13 protein-coding genes are annotated in these 16,456 nt (G+C 71.2%); 3 read left to right on the top strand and 10 right to left on the bottom strand.

Going from position 1 to position 16,456, the window contains the following annotated elements:
* Nucleotides 1-285 precede the first annotated feature (285 nt).
* From POL72_RS26080 to POL72_RS26065, 4 genes are all read right to left on the bottom strand, one after another.
* On the bottom strand, nucleotides 286-1,386 hold the full coding sequence (locus tag POL72_RS26080) for a glycosyltransferase (RefSeq protein WP_272098278.1): 1,101 nt from the start codon (nucleotides 1,384-1,386) through the stop codon (nucleotides 286-288).
* A gap of 573 nt (nucleotides 1,387-1,959) precedes the next feature.
* On the bottom strand, nucleotides 1,960-2,319 hold the full coding sequence (locus tag POL72_RS26075; protein ID WP_272098277.1) for a hypothetical protein: 360 nt from the start codon (nucleotides 2,317-2,319) through the stop codon (nucleotides 1,960-1,962).
* Nucleotides 2,320-2,722: 403 nt separating this feature from the next.
* Nucleotides 2,723-2,908 carry a hypothetical protein gene (locus POL72_RS26070; protein WP_272098276.1) on the bottom strand — a complete coding sequence of 62 codons (186 nt, stop codon included), beginning with the start codon at nucleotides 2,906-2,908 and terminating at the stop codon, nucleotides 2,723-2,725.
* Nucleotides 2,909-3,033: 125 nt separating this feature from the next.
* A complete protein-coding gene (locus tag POL72_RS26065) occupies nucleotides 3,034-4,653 on the bottom strand; it encodes an FAD-dependent oxidoreductase (RefSeq protein ID WP_272098275.1) in 1,620 nt (539 codons plus the stop codon).
* Nucleotides 4,654-4,736: 83 nt separating this feature from the next.
* On the opposite strand from POL72_RS26065, the gene POL72_RS26060 reads away from it, so the two are divergent.
* Nucleotides 4,737-5,390 carry a TetR/AcrR family transcriptional regulator gene (locus POL72_RS26060; RefSeq protein ID WP_272098274.1) on the top strand — a complete coding sequence of 218 codons (654 nt, stop codon included), beginning with the start codon at nucleotides 4,737-4,739 and terminating at the stop codon, nucleotides 5,388-5,390.
* Nucleotides 5,391-5,438: 48 nt separating this feature from the next.
* Here POL72_RS26060 and POL72_RS26055 read toward each other — a convergent pair whose 3' ends face one another.
* The 5 genes from POL72_RS26055 to POL72_RS26035 all read right to left on the bottom strand — a co-directional run bounded on the left by POL72_RS26055 (nucleotide 5,439) and on the right by POL72_RS26035 (nucleotide 11,507).
* Nucleotides 5,439-5,849, bottom strand: a complete 411-nt coding sequence (locus POL72_RS26055) for a VOC family protein (RefSeq protein WP_272098273.1) — start codon at nucleotides 5,847-5,849, stop codon at nucleotides 5,439-5,441.
* A 92-nt stretch (nucleotides 5,850-5,941) separates the two neighbouring features.
* Nucleotides 5,942-7,819 carry a c-type cytochrome gene (locus tag POL72_RS26050; RefSeq protein ID WP_272098272.1) on the bottom strand — a complete coding sequence of 626 codons (1,878 nt, stop codon included), beginning with the start codon at nucleotides 7,817-7,819 and terminating at the stop codon, nucleotides 5,942-5,944.
* A 251-nt stretch (nucleotides 7,820-8,070) separates the two neighbouring features.
* Nucleotides 8,071-9,162, bottom strand: a complete 1,092-nt coding sequence (locus POL72_RS26045; RefSeq protein WP_272098271.1) for a sulfotransferase — start codon at nucleotides 9,160-9,162, stop codon at nucleotides 8,071-8,073.
* Nucleotide 9,163: 1 nt separating this feature from the next.
* Nucleotides 9,164-10,276 (bottom strand): SDR family oxidoreductase, encoded by a 1,113-nt coding sequence (locus POL72_RS26040; protein WP_272098270.1) that lies wholly within the window; start codon nucleotides 10,274-10,276, stop codon nucleotides 9,164-9,166.
* Nucleotides 10,277-10,328: 52 nt separating this feature from the next.
* Nucleotides 10,329-11,507: a ferritin-like domain-containing protein gene (locus POL72_RS26035; RefSeq protein WP_272098269.1), complete on the bottom strand. Its 1,179-nt coding sequence runs from the start codon at nucleotides 11,505-11,507 to the stop codon at nucleotides 10,329-10,331.
* A 296-nt stretch (nucleotides 11,508-11,803) separates the two neighbouring features.
* Between POL72_RS26035 and POL72_RS26030 the strand changes: the two genes are divergently transcribed.
* Both POL72_RS26030 and POL72_RS26025 read left to right on the top strand, forming a co-directional pair.
* Nucleotides 11,804-13,609 (top strand): TolB family protein, encoded by a 1,806-nt coding sequence (locus POL72_RS26030; protein ID WP_272098268.1) that lies wholly within the window; start codon nucleotides 11,804-11,806, stop codon nucleotides 13,607-13,609.
* A complete protein-coding gene (locus POL72_RS26025; RefSeq protein ID WP_272098267.1) occupies nucleotides 13,606-15,813 on the top strand; it encodes a hypothetical protein in 2,208 nt (735 codons plus the stop codon). The genes POL72_RS26030 and POL72_RS26025 overlap by 4 nt, the downstream gene beginning before the upstream one ends.
* A 57-nt stretch (nucleotides 15,814-15,870) precedes the next feature.
* On the opposite strand, the gene POL72_RS26020 is transcribed toward POL72_RS26025, so the two are convergent.
* Complete coding sequence (locus POL72_RS26020) at nucleotides 15,871-16,446, bottom strand: c-type cytochrome (protein ID WP_272098266.1); 576 nt, start codon at nucleotides 16,444-16,446, stop codon at nucleotides 15,871-15,873.
* Between the last annotated feature and the right edge of the window lie 10 nt (nucleotides 16,447-16,456).

Genomic DNA, 16,456 nt, shown 5'->3' with positions numbered 1-16,456 from the left:
AACGTGCCGCGCGGGGAGACATCGTCCCAACCTGCCTGTGCGACGCGCACCAGCCGGAGGCGTCTATGTCCACAATGCGACAGATGCGTATTCTCTATTTCGCACCTCGTGCCTGCTGGCCGCTGGACACCGGGGCCAAGCTACGCAACTGGCACTTTGTCCGGCAGCTCGCGCGCTTCGCGCGGGTCACTTACCTGAGCTTCGAGGACGGCGTCGTCAGGGACGGTCGGGTGCGGATGGGCGGGTGCGGCCCCGTCCCTCCGGCGATGACCGAGATCGCGCAGATCACCGATCAGGTGGTGACGCAAGCCACGCGTCGGCCTGCCGCTCCGCCGTGAACCGCGACAGGAGCCGCGCCCGGGCGCGGGTCGCGCGCGCCCCCGCCTCCTCCGGCGACGCCAGCGCGTCGAGCAACGCCTGCGCCAGCGGGCCCGGTTGCCCGGGCGGGACGAGCCACCCTGTCTCGCCGTCCAGCACGAGCTCCGGCACGCCGCCGACGGCGCTCGCGACGACCGGCGTCCCATAGGCGAACGCCTCCAGCACCACGTTCGGCAGACCCTCGGTGCGCGACGGCAGCGCCAGCACGTCCAGCGCCCCGATGAGCTGCGCGCCGTCCCGGCGCAGGCCGAGCAGCCGCACGCGCTCGCCGAGCCCCTGCGCCGCCACCTCCGCCCGCACCGCAGCCTCGTCCGGCCCGTCGCCCACCAGCACGAGCACGGCCCGCGCGTCCGCGCGCGCCACCGCCGCGAACGCCTCCACGAGCGAGCGCTGCCCCTTCTCGGGGCTGATCCGCCCTACCGCCCCGATGAGCTGCGCCGACGAGCCGACCCCGAGCTCGGCGAGCAGCTGCGCGCGCGGGACGGGCGGCGGCATCCGATCCAGGTCGATCGCGTTCGGCACCCAGAAGATCCGCGCCTCGCTCACCCCGCACGCCCGCACCGCCGCGCGCTGCGCCTCCGACACGACCACGACCCCGTCGTGCCAGCGCAGCGTCCGGCGATCGGCCCACTCGAAGAGCCTCACCTTCAGGTCCTCGCCCGTCCACCCGCGCGCCACCGCCAGCACCCGCGGTGCGCCGCGCCCGCGCAGCCCGAGCGCCAGGAGGTCCGCCTTGTACCCCACCGTGCAGACCAGGTCGGGCCGGCGCTGCGCCGCGATCGCGCGGAGCCGCCGCGCCCCGTCGATCAGGTCGTAGCCCCGCTGCAGCGCGAGCGGCTCGGCCTCGAACCCCTCCGCGCGCGCGCCCACGACGAGCGGGTTGTCCGCGACCTTCGCCTGCCGGTGCGGGAGCACGGCGAACGAGACGTCGCACGCGCCGCGCTCGCGCAGGACCCTTGCCGCTTGCACGGTCTGCCGCTCCGGACCGCCCCAGAAGCGACAAGGCATCAGGTGGAGGAGCCGGAGCCGTCGCAGAGACTCCGATCTACACGATCGCTGCGCGCGCCGCACCAAGTTTACCTTGAGCGGAGGCGTCATGATACGAGCGCGGGAGGCGAGCCCCATGCGGAAGATCAGCGCGTGCACCGTGGTCATAAACCTCGACGTCAGAGGCATCCAGAAGGTCGCCGTCAGCCTCGTGAACGGCCTCGATCGCGCCCGATTCGACCCGTCGCTCATCGGTCCGGACGCCCCCGGTGCGCTCTTGAGCAGGTCGACCTCCCGCCCGCGACGTTCTATTCAACCACCACGTCGACGAGGACTTGGGTCGAGTGGACGATGCACCTCACCGCGGAAGACGAACTTCGCATCTTTTTCGCTCTCCAGTCGGCTGCCACGTACCTCACCAACGCGCAGCCCCCCGCGGATCCATTCGCGTTCACCATGCACAGGAGCGAGCCGCAGTCCGGGGACCCCGGCTCGATCGGCTTACCGATGAGCAGGGCGATCTGGCGGTCCGGTTCGCCTTGCACGCCACCCCGGCGAACGGCGATCGGATAGCTGATCTAGCGGCTCACACGGCTAATCCGGGAACGTTGTCAGTGCGCAGTAGAGAACCCATTCAAATTCGCTCTCGCTGCTCGCCTTCTTCGAGCATACGTCCTTTTTGTCTGGATCGAGACTCCATCGCGATCCACAAAACGCCTCCTTCGCTTCTTGGCCAGATCTCGTCAAGGCGAGGCAGATCCATTGACGTTCGATGCGCGGTACGTCATGAAAATCCAGCTCATTCGATGCGGTGTCAGTAGCCTCTGACGTGTTCATGTCATCCAACATGACCACGTCGGGCCCTTCGCCCACATCCTCCGTCGTCATGGCACATGAGAAACAAGCGGGCGATAGCAACAGGGCGGCAATCAGCCTCTGTGTCGTGGCTTCCATGAGTGGAGATTGCTGCGATTTGCAGACCACGGTCGAGCGCGCATGACCGATGCACCGGCGTTCTCTGATCCATGCCGGGCATCATGGACGAGCTCCGAACGCTGCGAGATGCCCTGGACGCTATTCTGTCAAAAGAGGTGGCGACGTCGCTGGCCGTGCAGCAAGCTGACTGCGACTCTGTCCGCAGGCTGGTCAGCCTGGTGCTGGAGTAGACGACCACGCGCCAGCCTCCCCGCGAGCTGCGGGCCATGGCCGAGTCGCTCTTGACGATCTTCACTCGTCGCGGCGCCGAATCTGCACCTGGTGCGCAAAAGTAACAGGGATTCTATCACGTGGGCGTGGACCTGGTGCTATGCTCGCCGTCGTGGCGAGGCTTCGCTCCTTGCCGCGAGTTGCTCGATCCTCACTCGGCGTAGACGGCCACGGTCGCGGTGCACGAGGTGTTGCCCACGCAGCCGGCGCGGAAGGTGTAGTAGTCCGAGAGCGCCGCGACGTGCGTCGTCTTCGGCATCTCGGAGCAGCCGATCGTCTCGGCGGAGTCCACCGCGACCTGAACGCCATTGCGATCGAACAGGCGGATGTACGACATCCCCGAGCGGCTCGCCCCGTAAAGCACCGCCGAGCAGGTGCCGAAGGAGATCGTCTCTCCGGCGTTGAAGAAGTACGCCTGCTCGACGTAGTTGGTCGTGGCGTAGTTCGTGCTGCTCCATCGCGTCAGGGGGCGCCATCTCGAGAGGTGTCGCGTGGCCTGCGCGGTAGCTCGATCGGATTCAGCGTACCGCCAACCTCAGCCCTAGCAAAGCCGACCAGCGGGCGGAGGTAGTCCTCGAGCTGCTCGAGCGTGCCCGGGGAAGCGCGCCATCCGATGTAGCCGTCCGGGCGGACCAGCACGAGCGCATCGCCGTCGATGTCGTAGCCGGCGCGCGCGTGCCCGTCCGTATCGACGAGGGCGCGCCGGCCTGCTGGCTCCCCCGGCTGCACCACGGCGCGCGCGTGCACGGCGGCGCCATACCGGGCGTTCACCCGCGCGACAGTGTCCCCGCGCGCCGCGCCGAACGCGAGCAGCGTGAAGTGCGGGCCACGGAGCACATCGAACAGGCGGATTGGCGCCCCGTCGGCGTCATGGCAGGGCGCGTCGGGCGCTCGGTCCCCCGGCAGGACGCGCGCCGGCGCGCCGTGCTCGCTGCGGGCCAGCGAGCTCCCGCGGTAGCTGATGTCGAGCTGCTGCGTCTCCGCGCCGCGTTGCTGCTCGCCCGCGCTTCCCTCCGCGGTCCGGCGATGCAGCCTCGAGGTGAGCCCGAGCATCGCCGCGGCGACCGGCAGCCGCTCCTCCTCGTAGGTGTCGAGCAGCGCCGCGGGCGCTCCCGCCAGCACCTGGCCGAGCTTCCAGCCGAGGTTGTAGGCGTCCTGGACCCCGGTGTTCAGGCCCTGCCCGCCGGCCGCGGGGTGCACGTGCGCGGCGTCGCCGGCGAGGAACACCCGGCCGACCCGGTACCTGTCCACCATCCGCACGCTGGGCCGGTAGAGCGACAGCCAGCTCGCGTCGTGCAGCCGGACATCCGAGCGCCCGGTCCGCTCGTGGAACAGCCTCTCGACGGCCTCCACCGTCAGCTCGGGCGCCTCGTCGCCGTGGATCGGTATCACGATCTGGAAGCGCTCCGTTCCAGGCAGCGGGCACAGCGCGACCGGGCCGCCGCGCGCTTTCGGCCAGGCGTGCCAGCGCTCGCGGTCGAGCCCATCGGCGCGGACGTCGCCCACGAGCGCCCGGTCCGCCTCCAGCGTCTCCCCCTGAAAGCCGACGCCGAGCGCGCGCCGCACGAAGCTGCGCCCCCCGTCCGCGCCGACGAGGTAGCCGGCGCGGACCCGCTCCGTCTCGCCCGCGCGGGCCAGCGTGGCGGTCACGCCGTCGCCGTCCTGCTCGAAGCCGGTCAGCTCGGTGGCGAGCTCGACACGGATGTCGTGGTCCGCCAGCCGGGCGCGCAGGATCTCCTCCGTCCGCCATTGCCCGAGGAGCACGATGTTCGGATAGGGCACGTCCGGCGCCGGCGCGCGGCGCTCGAACATGGCCCAGTCGCCCATCACCGCATCGCCGTCGTAGGCGCGGATCAACGGGTAAGGGGCTCCGGCGGCCATCGCCGCGTCCACCACCCCGAGGTCGTCGAGGACCTCGAGGGTGCGCGGCTGCACGCCCTTCCCGCGGGAGCCGGCGAAATGGGATGGCGCCTTGTCGACGATGCGGCACGCCACGCCACGGCGGGCCAGGTCGCACGCGAGGGTCAGGCCGGTGGGCCCTGCCCCCGCGATGAGGACATGCGTGCTCAGCGACAGATTCATTGGCTGTCTCCTGTCAGGTGAAGTCACGCCATCTTGGAAGCTGTCGCTTGCCTCGTCAGCTTGCGTTCTGCCAGCATGGTTCCATGCGCAAGCGGGACGCCATAACGCCGCGGAAACAGCCCACGCAGGACCGGTCGCGCGCGACGGTCGAGGCGATCCTGCAGGCGACCGCTTACATTCTGGTCCGGGACGGGTACGCGCGGCTGACGACGAACCGCGTGGCCCAGCGGGCCGGGGTGAACGTCGCGTCGCTCTACCAGTTCTTTCCGGGCAAGGAGGCGCTCGTGGCCGAGCTCCACCGCCGGCACATCGAGCAGGGCCGCGCGGCCGCGGCCGCGGTGCTCGCCGCGAACCAGGGGCAGTCGCCCGACCGGGTGGTCCGGACGATCGTGGAGGCCGGCATCGCCGCCCACGCCGTGGAGCCCGAGCTGCACCGCGTGTTCCTCGAGCAGATGCCGCGCATCAGGGCGCCCCGGTCCGCGGCGAGCGAGGGCTTCCTGCTCGAGGAGGCAAAGCAGCTCCTCTCGGCGTGGGGCTGCCCGGCGCCGGACGTGGAGCTCGCGTGGTGGATGATGCAGACCGCGGCGCACGCGGTGGTGCATCACGCGATCGTCGAGCGGCCCGACGACCTGCGCTCCGGCGCGCTGGCCGAGGAGCTCGTGCAGCTGCTCGAGCGCTACCTGCGCGGGAAGCAGGCCCCAGGGCCCCGCGCCGGTGCGGGGCGAGAAGACACGTGATCTCGCCGAGGGCACCGAAGGCGACTGCCCCGCGTGACCTCCGCGCGCTCAGCCGGGTGTGGCGATCTCGTCGTAGCCGCGGCCGCTGAACTGAAGGAGGCAGACGCCGTGGCCGAAGGGATCGGCCAGGCGGAGCATGCGCCCCCACGCTGCCACCTCGATATCGGCTTCGGGGACCGCGCCTGCCTCCTGCGCGCGGCGCGCGGCGGCCTCGAGATCGTCGACCACGAAATCGAGGTGGACCGGCGTCCAGTGGCGCCGGTAATCGCGCGGGGTTGCGCCGGCGGCGGGCTCGCTGCCGGCCGGCTTCAGCAGGAGGTAGATGGGGGCCGCAGCGCCGAGGAGCTCGACCCCGGAGGCACCAAAGCGCCGCCCGACGCGCAGGCCGAACGCACGCGTGTAGAACGCGATGGCAGGATCGAGCGCCGGTACATCGATGTTGACGAGCAGGTCGGACATGCGATGAGCGTAGCTCCTCGGCACGTCGCCCCCAAGGCCGGGCGCTTCGCGGCGGTGCGACTGGCGCCCGGCGCGGGCCGGGAGCCATCGGGTCAGAGCGTCTCGATGTACGCGACGAGATCGTCGATCTGAGCCGGCGCGAGCACCGAGGTGACGCCGTGTCGGTCCCCTCCACCGCACGGGCCGAAGCGGTCGTGGAGCGTCGCGGCGCAGCCGTCGTGCATGTACGGAGCGCGCGCCGCGAGCCCGCGGAGCGAGGGCACCTGGAAGGGCTTGCCCGTGCCCACGTCGACGGTCTGGTTGTTTGTGAGCGTCTCGCCGGAATGGCACGTCGCGCACGCCAGGGTCGGGTCGTTGAAGAGCGCCTCGCCGCGCGCGGCGGCGTCCTCGTCGGCCGGCTTCGACCGGGGCAGGGCCTTGATCGTGTCGAGCCACGCCGCGAACGCGTCGAGGTGCTCGCCGTCCGGAAGCGAGCCGCCCATCCGCTTCACGAACACCTCCTCCATGAAGCCCGTGAAGTATCCCAGGTCACCGTCCCAGTGAAACGGCATCGTCGCGAGGACGCCGCCTGACACGGATTGTGTGCGGCGCGGTCCGGCGGGCTGGAAGTTCCATACACGACCATCTTCATGCCCCTCCGGGTGGCAGGACGCGCAGGTGACGGAGAGGGCTCCACCGCGGTTGCCGTGGAAGAGGGCATGGGCATCGTCGAGCCGGCTCTCACCGGGAAGCTCGATCATGCCGAACTTCACGCCGTCGAGGGCTGAGACCTTCAGGATGCCCGGCGGCTCCCGTAGCTGCACGAGCAGCTTGTTCGCTCCGAAGTAGCTGACGGCGATGGGCTCGCCGCTGGGGCCGATAAAGGGGCGGTCCTGGTCGGGGGCGAGCGCGCAGCGTTCGATCCCGTCCTCCCGCTCGAGGGTCTCGAGCGGCGTCACGACGAGATCGCGGCTGCCCGCCTGCAGGATCGCCACGCTGAGCCCATCCGGCGACACAGCGATGTCGACCGGGAGCACCCCTACCCCGATGCCGCCCACACCATGCCTGGACAGCACAAGGTCCGACGGATGGCCCTCGCTGGGCAACGGTCGCGTGACGGTCACCGCCGTATGGATCACGCTCTGTCTGCAATCCGTCGAGTAGTAGCTGCCGGCCCCCGCAGGTTCGATGGGCGTGACGAGGGCGCGCTGGTGCACCATGGCCACACCGCCCCCAGGCAGCGGGACTGTCCTCCACGCCACCGCCGGCGCGAACTCGCGCGTGTCGTTCGCGCCGTCGTACAGCGCACCCGGGATGTACGCCAGCGGCCTGATGCGCTCGACAACGGTCCCGTCCTTCGCGACCACCAGGAGCTCGGCGGACCGGAAGCGGCTCACGAGGAGCGAGTCCCCCTCGACGACCACGTCGCGCAGGTCGCCGTCGAGGCGGAGCTCGCGGACCGGCGGGGCCGCGACGTCCCAGGAGAGCGTCACGAGCTCGCCGCCCGCGCACGCGACGTGAAGCAGGTCTGTCGACGCGTCATACGCGAGCCCGCGGGGCGCGGGGCACACGGGCCTGCGGTGCATCTTCTTGGTCGCGAGATCGATCGTGACCACCGCGCCCCCGCGGCGGAGCGCCACATGAACGGAGCCAGCCGCCCCCTCGACCACACGCCCGGGCTCGTCGTCCTTCTCCAGGGGGAGGATCCCGTGCACCCTGGACCTGACGAGATCGACGATGGAGATCCTGTCGCGGTCCGGATCCGCCGCAATGGCAAACGCCTTGTCGGTGGTCACAAGGAGCGTCCCGCCGCTGATCGGGGGAGGCGGCACCGCGGAGACCTTGGGGGATGGATCTCGCGTCGGGGAGTCCGGTAAACCCTGGGTGTCGTCCCACGGGAGATCGTCATAACCGTCGAGCACCGTGCACCCGGCGATGGCCGCAATCATGGCGACGAGCGCGGTGAGCCCCGCGCCGAAGCGAGCTTTCATTGTGCCTCCTGCGACCGGCGGGGCTATGCAAGACGGTTGCCGGGGTCGCGCGCCGAGCCTATGACGACGACACCTCTCCCCGAAATGAGCGAGATCGCAGCGGACGCGCCGAATTCAGGGGAGCGCGTCCATGCAGCAGGATCCGCAGTCTCCGCCCAGGGCACAGACTTCCGCCTGCCGGAATCGTGCTGGGAGACGCAAAATAGATACGCTGAAAAGGCCGGGTGTTGCCGTCGTTCCACACGCGGCGATCAGGCTGGCACCTCGCCCGCGGCCGCCTCCGCGAGCTCGGTGGAATACAGCTCCGCGAGCGCGGCGAAACCCGGCTGACACGCGTCCATCAACGCGCGTCGCTCTCCGGGCGCGAGCTCGGTGAAGCGCGAGCGCGCCGGTCGCACGATGCCCGCCATGCGCTCGATCCAGGCGTCATCGACGTCGACCCCGATGAACTCCATCAGGCGAGCGATGGTCGGGCGCGGCGCTCGACCGAAGTCCTCGTAACGGAGCGTCAAGAGCCGCCCGGGCGCGACGCCCGAGAGCTCGTCGAGCCCTGTCACGATCTCGCCGGACCAGTAATGGCCGCACAGCGGCAGCGGCGTCTCGTAACGCAGGAAGGCCTCGCGATCGAAGCGCTCGGGCAAGAACGGGAGCAGCTCCTCGGGCACGTCGTCCACGTAGGCGCGGTCCCTCGATTCCCACGGGTCGACGCCGAGGATCTCGGTCAGCTGAACCGCGATCAACGCCATGCGAAACCCGAGGTGACGGCTCATCGAGATCGCGCAGGTGCGGCCATCGCGCACCAGATGCACGAAGCGAGCGTCGGGAAAGTTCTTGATCAGCCGGCGAACCAGCCGCAACGAGCCCCCGGAACGTTCGACCCAGGTTCGCTTGCCGAAGCGGTGAGCGAGGAACCCGAACACCTGCTGATAGTGCTGGCCGACCGGCGCCACGGGCAGGGTGGAGACGAAGCGCTCGAGGTCGGCGAACAGCGCCTCCGGTTCGTCGCACAGATGCGGAAGCGCGGTCTCCAGGATGGCCGGCACACCCGGTACGCCCCCGAAACATGGCAGCGCCGCCGGCCGATACAGCACCTCGTCCATCATGACGTCGTGGCGCCGCATCGTCGTCAGCTTGGGTTGAATGCCCGCGACGATCCGCCAGAGCTCGTCCGCCTCGATCGGATGGTCCGGGAAACACAGGGAGATCCGTCCACCGAGGTCGGTGGTCGCCGAGAAAAACTCGGAGATGCTCAGCAGGTCCGGATGTCGGCGCACGAGGTTCGACAGCATGGTCGACCCACAACGCCCCGTCCCCACGATGAAGAGCGGCCCTAGCGCGCTCATGTCAGCGTGCCACCGGGAGGTTCTTGCGCGTCGCTTCGAGGATCTCGAGGTACCACTGGCAGAGCGCCACGAGGGGCACCTCGGCGTACGCGAAACGCTCGTGCCCCCGGAGCGCCGCGTCCGTCCGGATTCGCTCGAAATGCTTGTGACCGATGATGTACGAACCGTAGAAATCCATCCGCTTGTCGAGCTGCTGGTCGAGCCAGGAGAAGTCGTCACGCCGGTTGATGAAGATGGGCGCGTGCATACCCAGCAGCTCGAACATCGCGCGCACCGTCGCGCCGGTCTTCCATGGGAATGGATGCGTCAGATGAAACACACCCTCGCACGCGTCCTGGAGGGCGATCCCGACGGCCTCCTGGACGACCGCATCGACCGGAACGAGGTTCAGGTCGCCGTCGGGGTCGACCCTCATCCGCACGGGAGATCGCGACAGCAAGCCCTTCTGGGTGCGCTCGATCATCCCGCGGAACTGCACGAGCTGGCGAAAGAAGCCATAACAGCCCGAAAACGAGGTCGCTCCGAGCGTGCGGCTGTGCCCCACCACGATGCTGGGGCGAAAGATACGAATGCGCCCGTTCGCCCAGGAGGCGACGAGCGTCTCGGCGTCGATCTTGCTCTGCTCGTAGTGGTTGTTGGTCGCGTTGCCGCGGCTCCGCACCTCGGGGATCGCCCCCGTCGCGCGCCCTGCAACGTACGCCGTGCTGATGTAATTGAACGTCCCCGCCCCGAGCTGCCCCGCGAGGGCGAGGACGCGGCGGGTGCCTTCCACGTTGGTCGCCCTGATGACGTCCACGTGACGATTCTCGTATTGCAGCGATGCGGCCACATGCCACACCTGCGCGACGCGATCACCGATCGGCTCGCGGATGCCGCAGTCTTGCTCGACGACGTCACCGGCGACGACACGGCACCTGTCGAGCTTCGCGAGCACATCGGTCGCTTCGTAGAGGCTTGCAGCGTGATGGATGGACTGGCGGAACCTCTCGACCGCCCCGGTGTCGCCCGGTCGGACCATCGCCACGATGTCGTCATCGGTCCGCCGCAGCAGCTCCAGGACGAGCGCGCCGCCGATAAACCCCGTCGCCCCGGTCACGAGATGCGCTTCCTTCATGGCGGAGAGGGAGCGTATCGCGTGGCCAGGGCGAGCGGAAGGGCCCCTGCCCTCAAGCCGTCATCGCGCTCTGGGCAGCTTCGTACGGGCGTCCTGCCAGGAGCAACCTCGACGCCGGCCGCACGATCTCCTCGATCGCACGCGCGGCCGCCTCGCCGCGCGCCGCGGCGCCGAACCGCCCGTGCGCCGCGAGCTGCGCACCTCCTGCGCTGTCGCCTCCCCCGAGCTCCGCGCGCCCGAGCCCCGCGAACACCTCTTCCACCGCCGCGCGCACGCGCTCGCCGCCCGCGCGGATCGCCCACGCCACCGTGCCCCACGCGAGCTCCGCGTGCCGCGCTTCGTCCGCCGCGATGATCGCGAGCGCGCTCCGCACCGCCGGGTCCTCCGCGGCGCCGAGCTCCTCGGCCGCGACCACCGCCGCGATGGTCTCGCCGATGCAGCCCTCCTTCGCGGCGCGCGCCGCGATCGACGCGAGATCTGCCTCGACCTCCACCCGCCCGTCGAAGGGAAACGCGCCGGGCGCGAGCGTCTCGCCCGCATAGGCGCTCGCGAGGGCGAAGCAGAGGCGCGCGTGGCGGGCCTCGTCGAGCGCCGCGCGGTGCGCCTCCTCCACGAGATCGGCCGGCGCGCCCGCGGCGAGCAGCTCGAGCGCGAAGCGGCCGAACGAGGCCACGGATGCGTGCTCGAAGAGCGCGTCGCTCGTCCACGCCGCGGCCAGCGCCTCCCGCAGGTCCGCGCTGAGATGATCGATCCGCGGCGTCAGGGCCTCCGCCGCGCCCCAGCCGGCGCTCCCGCGGGCGCGGACGAACGGCGCTGTTCGCGCTGCCTCTTCGACGAGGTACGGGCGCCCCTCGCACATCGGGATGAAGTACGTCTGATAGCAGCACTGCCCGTCCTCCAAGGATCCATCGCTCTTGACGCTGTGAGATCCGAAGGCGGACTGATTGAGGATCTCCTGCGCTTCCGGCCGCGAGGGGCACGCGACAGGCTCGCTCCCGCCGGCGCCTGCGCCACCTGCGCCGCCGGCCCCCCCAGCGCCGCCGGCCTCTCCGGCGCCCCCCGCGCCGTCCTGCGGCCACGCGAAACAGGCAACCTTGGAGATGGGCTCCGGATTATCGGGGCAGCTGCTCGTGGCGGTGACGCAGCCGGTCGCGCCACCCGCAGCGGGGAGCGCGAGCAGGGCGAAGAGGCGATATGCAAGCGTGCGGCGAAAAGCATGTGCGGTGTTCATCAGGCACCTCGTTGAGGAAGAGCAGGTCTGGGCGCGCCTTGCACGCCGCATGCCTCCCCGGAATTCAAGACGTTTTCAAGTCGCTGCCCCGGCGGAGTATGGTCGGGCAGTCATGGGGGGTGACGATCCCGAAGGCGGCGCGCCCTCCCAGATCGGCGCCTCCGCTCCTGTTCATGCAGCGTCGCCAGACCGGCGTAAGGGCCGCGTGACCCTCAGACAGCGCGGCCGAGCCACCCCCATCCACGCCACATTCACGCAGCTTTACGCCCTCTCGCGGATAGGGCACGTCCCTTTCCATGGAGGAGCCTCGACCCCCGACCGACGCGCAGCCCCCCGCCCCCGAGGCCGAACCGCCGGAGTCGCTCGAGGCGCTCGTGCCGAAGCGCAGGCTCTGGCCGGTCTTCGCGGTGCTCGGCCTCGTGATCGCGGCGGCGGGCCTCCTCGCCTTCCGCTCGATGACCACGGCCGATCCGCTGCGCATCCTCGTGGCGATCGATCTCGACGGGACCTGGTGGGAGGGGTCGCAGCCCGCGGCGAGGCTCGCCGACGAGCTCGGCGAGCACCTCGCGGAGCTCGGGTTCGATCCCGTGAAGGGCGGCGACCCGAAGGTGATGAAGGCGCTCGAGAGCGCCAAGGACCCGAAGGAGGCCGCGAAGGCGCTCGGCGCCGGCTTCATCATCGAGGCGCGCCTCGCGCCCGAGATCGTGGAGCACCCGGTCAAGGAGGGGTATTTCGAGCTCCGGGTCGACGCGCCGGTGACGCTCACGTCCCTCGACAAGGGCACATCGACCGAGGGGCGGATCCGCGGCTACTCCGGGGCGACGAAGAAGGACCGCGCGATGGCGCTGCTCGCGAACTCCATGGCGTCCCAGGCGCTCGACGCGGTGATCGCGCAGCTCATGGACCACCCCTCGGTGCGCGAGATCACGGAGGGATCGGACATCAAGCTGCTGGAGCGGCTGGCGTCGGCGCGGAGGTTCGTGAAGGACCGCGCCGCGAACCTCGACCGGGCCGCCGCCGCATACGCCGCCCGCGCGAAGGAGGTCGAGGCCGAGGAGCAGGGGCGCGTGACGTTCCTGTCGCCCCAGGCGGCGGAGGACCTGCTCGTGGGCACGGCCGAGGGCGGGTATTTCGTCAAGACGGCCGATGTCTCGGTGTTCCACTCGGTGAGGTCGAGGGACCTCGCCCGCAGCGAAGCGCTGGAAACGGTCGAGTGGCGGCCGCTCGATCAGCCGGCCGTCCCGACCACGGATCCCGGCGCGGTCAAGCCGATGTGGAGGGGCTATCACGTGTACTCGTATCCGTCGTCGCAGCGCGACGGCGACCGGGCCGCGCTGGTGGAGGACTTCTTCGGCTGGGCGAAGACGATCACGGTCGTCGACCGATCCGGGCAGAGCAAGCGCGTGCGCGTCGACCCGGAGCACCGGTTCGTCGACCCCAAGCTCGCCCCCGGCGGCAGGTTCGTGGCGGTCTACGATCGCCCGGAGGCGGGCGCGCAGGCCGATCTGATGGTGCTCGACACCGACGGCGGCAAGGAGGTGTTCGGCTTCCACACCGAGAATCAGTCGCTCGGCGGGTTCGCGTGGCTCGACGAGACGAGGCTCGTGTTCGTCTACGTGCCCGACGCGTCGGAGGACGACGCGCCGCACCTCGCGGTGGTCGACGTGGGCAAGCAGCCGCTGTCGATCGAGCGCCCGTTCCGCGCGAAGCCCGGGGAGGACCTGCGCAACCCGGCGGCGTCGAACGACGGGACGAAGATCGTGTGCGTCGTCGACGGCGACGAGCCGGGGATCGCGGTCATCGACACGGCGACGTGGCGCCGCAAGGTGTACGCGGCCCCGGGCGGCGCTTCGTGGCCCGCGTTCTCGCCCGACGCCGCGCGCGTCGCGTTCGAGACGCGGGGCGCGGGCGGTACGGACATCGCCGTGCTGGCGCTCTCCACGGGCGAGATCAAGAAGCTCACGGTGGGCTCCGCGGCGGAGCGGGTGCCGCGGTTCTCCGCCGATGGGAAGCGCGTGCTGTTCGAGGTGCGGTACCGCGACCCGGTGTTCCCGCAGAAGCGGTCGATCTCGCGCATCGCGAGCGCGGCGGTCGAGCCGTGAGCGCGCCCCTCGTCCCGCCGCAGAACGCCAGCGCCCCGCCGCAGGACGCCGCCGCTCCTCCCGGCGACGAGAGCGCCGCGACCGCGATGTTCTACCGCATGTCGGCCGAGCGCTTGCGCGCGCGCTGCCTGTGGAGCGGCCTCGCGCTCGCGCTGTCGGCGCTGGTGCCGTACGAGGTCGCCCACGGCCACGGGATCTTCGTGTGGAGCGTGCTCCCCGAGCTCGCGCCCGCCGCCCAGGTCGCCGCGCTCGCGCCCGCGATCGCCGGCCTGTGGCTGCTCTTCCTCGGCGCGCGCACCGAGCGGCGCGCGGGCCTGCTCGTCGAGCGGCCGACGTCGCGCGCGATCGCCGTGCTCGCGGCGTTCGTGGCCATGAACGTCGCCGTGTGGATCGGCCGCCGGAGCTCCGCGTGGGACATGCTGCCGCTGCCGGACAGCCTGCTGACGCGGCCGGCCCCGTTCCTCGCGGTCTTCGCGTTCACCGCGGCGGGCGTGGTGCTGCGCTTCCACGCGCAGGCGCGCAAGGGCGGCAGCGCCCTGCTCGTCGCGTCGGTCGCCGCGGCGCTCGTCTTCTATCTCTGGCCGTCCCGCGGCGAGATCCCCGCGCAGACGATCGCGCGCGCGGCCGTGCTCGTCGCCACGCTGCCCGACGCCCGCTTCCAGCTCGGCTACGGCATGGTCCTGCTGTTCGTGCTCGGCCCGCTCGCGATCGCCCTGCTGGGCCTCGCCTACGTGCGCCGCGTGCCCCGGCGCGAGCACCCTGGCCTCGCGATCGCGGCCGTGTGGGCCATGCCCGGCCTCATGCTGCTCTTCGTGTACCGCGCGTTCCTCTCGGGCGGCTGGGGCGTCGAGGCGGGCGCCGTCGCCTTCTTCGCCCTCCTGCTCGCCGCGGTCGTGGCGGTGCTCGCCTCCGCGATCGAGGTGCTCGCGCTCGGCGTGATGGTGCCCGAAGCCGAGCTGGAACCAGGCATCGGGGCCAGCGCGGGCGGCGGCGGCGCGCGGCCGATCGCAGCGGCAGGCGCGGCCGCGGCGTCGGTCGCCGCGCTGCTCGGCGCCTTGCTCGTGCTCGGCCGCCCCGCGCCGAAGGGCGTCGACTGGAGGCTCGGCGCGCCCACGACCGAATGGGACAAGGTGTACGGCGAGCTCTTGCCGAGCTGGGAGCGCGCGCGCATCGCCCGCGACGCGCACGCTCGCGACGCGCAGGGCACGGGCGCGGAGGCGCAGGTGCTGACCAGGGCGCGCAGCCGCGAGATGCTCGCGGTCGCCAGGGCGCAGCCCGACGGCAAGGACGTCGCCGCGGCGCTCGCGACGCTGGCCGGTCAGGTGGACGATCTCGAGCTCTCCGGCCGCGCGTTCGGCCGCCTCGTCGCCGAGGCCAACGACGCGGCGCGACGCGCCGGCCTCGGGTACTACCTGGACGCGTCCGTCCACCTCGGCGTCTCGACCGACGGCGCCACGCGGCGCTTCTACACCACGCCTTACCGGGTGAAGGAGGTCCACGCCTACCGCGTCGGCGACGACCGCTTCGCGACGCTCCTCGTCGAGCCCATGACGGGCGAGCCCCGCGTCCACCTCGGCTTCTCGCGCGATCAGGATCCCTTCGCGCTCGTCCTCGGCTCCGAGGTGCGGTCGTATGCCGAGCGGTTCGACCAGGAGGGCGCGACGTGCCACGCGGCGGCGGACGGCGCGGCCGGCGCCAACGCCGGCGCCCTCGCGCGCTGCGACGCAGCGCTCGCGAAGCTGCGCGAGCGCCTGGGCTCCACGCTGGAGCGGGCCGTGCTCGCCGGCACCGAGCGGCACGAGCTCCAGCATCAGATCGACGGCCCTCACCTTCCCCTCTCGCCCGCGGTGACCGAGCTGCTCGCCGGCTTCTCCGACGAGGCGCAGGACCGCGTGAGCCGCGAGTTCTCCGCGTACATCGCCGAGATGACGGCCGGCGACGCGCCGCCGCAGCTCACGCTCGTGCACCTGTTCCCCTTCGGCGTCGTGGCGCGCGGCGGCGCCGAGCACCGGGTGGCCACGATCGTCCTCGAGACGCTCTCCGGCAAGAGGCTGCGCTCTGGCGCGCGGGAGGTCGATCCCGAGGCGTACGCGCAGGCGTTCGAGGAGCAGTTCAGCCGCGGCGACGACGAGCTGCGCGAGGCCGCGCGGCGGGGCTACCGCGAGCACTTCGGGGTGGATCTGCAGGAGCCCGTTCGGGAGTGACCGCGCTCGGCGCCTGGAAGCGCCTGCCCGGCGGCCCGCTCCGATCGCCCGCGCTCCTCAGTGCAGGACGCGCGTCTCCCGCGCCGCCGACAGCGCCGCGCCGCCGGCCCAGGGCTCCATCCGATCTCCCAGCGAGGCGCGGACCTTCGCGACCTCGTCCCGCGTGATGGCGGGCGCGCTGTTCCCCCAGCTCGACCGGACGTAGGTGAGCACCAGCGCGACGTCCTCATCCGACAGCGTGACGCCGAGGTTGGGCATCACGTCGTTGTAGAGCGCGCCGTTCACCTCAATCGTACCGGCGGCGCCGAGCAGCGTGATCCGGATCGGCGTCTCCTTGTCCTCGAGCAGCCACGAGGAGCCGGTGAGGGGCGGATAGCGGCCCGGCTTCCCCTCCCCCCTCGCCTGGTGGCAATTGGCGCACGAGCGATAATAGATCTTGCCGCCCTGGGCGAGGTCCTCGTCCGGGACGCCGGAGGCCGCCACGCCGCCCGTCGGCGTCCGGGCGTCCAGCTTCCGGAGGACCATCCACGGCAGCGCGAGCACGCCGAAGGCCACGATCAGCATGATCACCACGACGTGCGCCGTGCTCTGCGCTCCGTCTCGAGCGTCGTCGCGCTTGCTTGTTGGACCCACGGGGCACTCC

Origin of the sequence: Sorangium aterium (genome assembly GCF_028368935.1) — a bacterium.
GTDB lineage: Bacteria > Myxococcota_A > Polyangia > Polyangiales > Polyangiaceae > Sorangium > Sorangium atrum.
The sequence above is the reverse complement of the archived record's forward strand: the minus strand, read 5'-3'. Positions and strand labels throughout refer to the sequence as shown.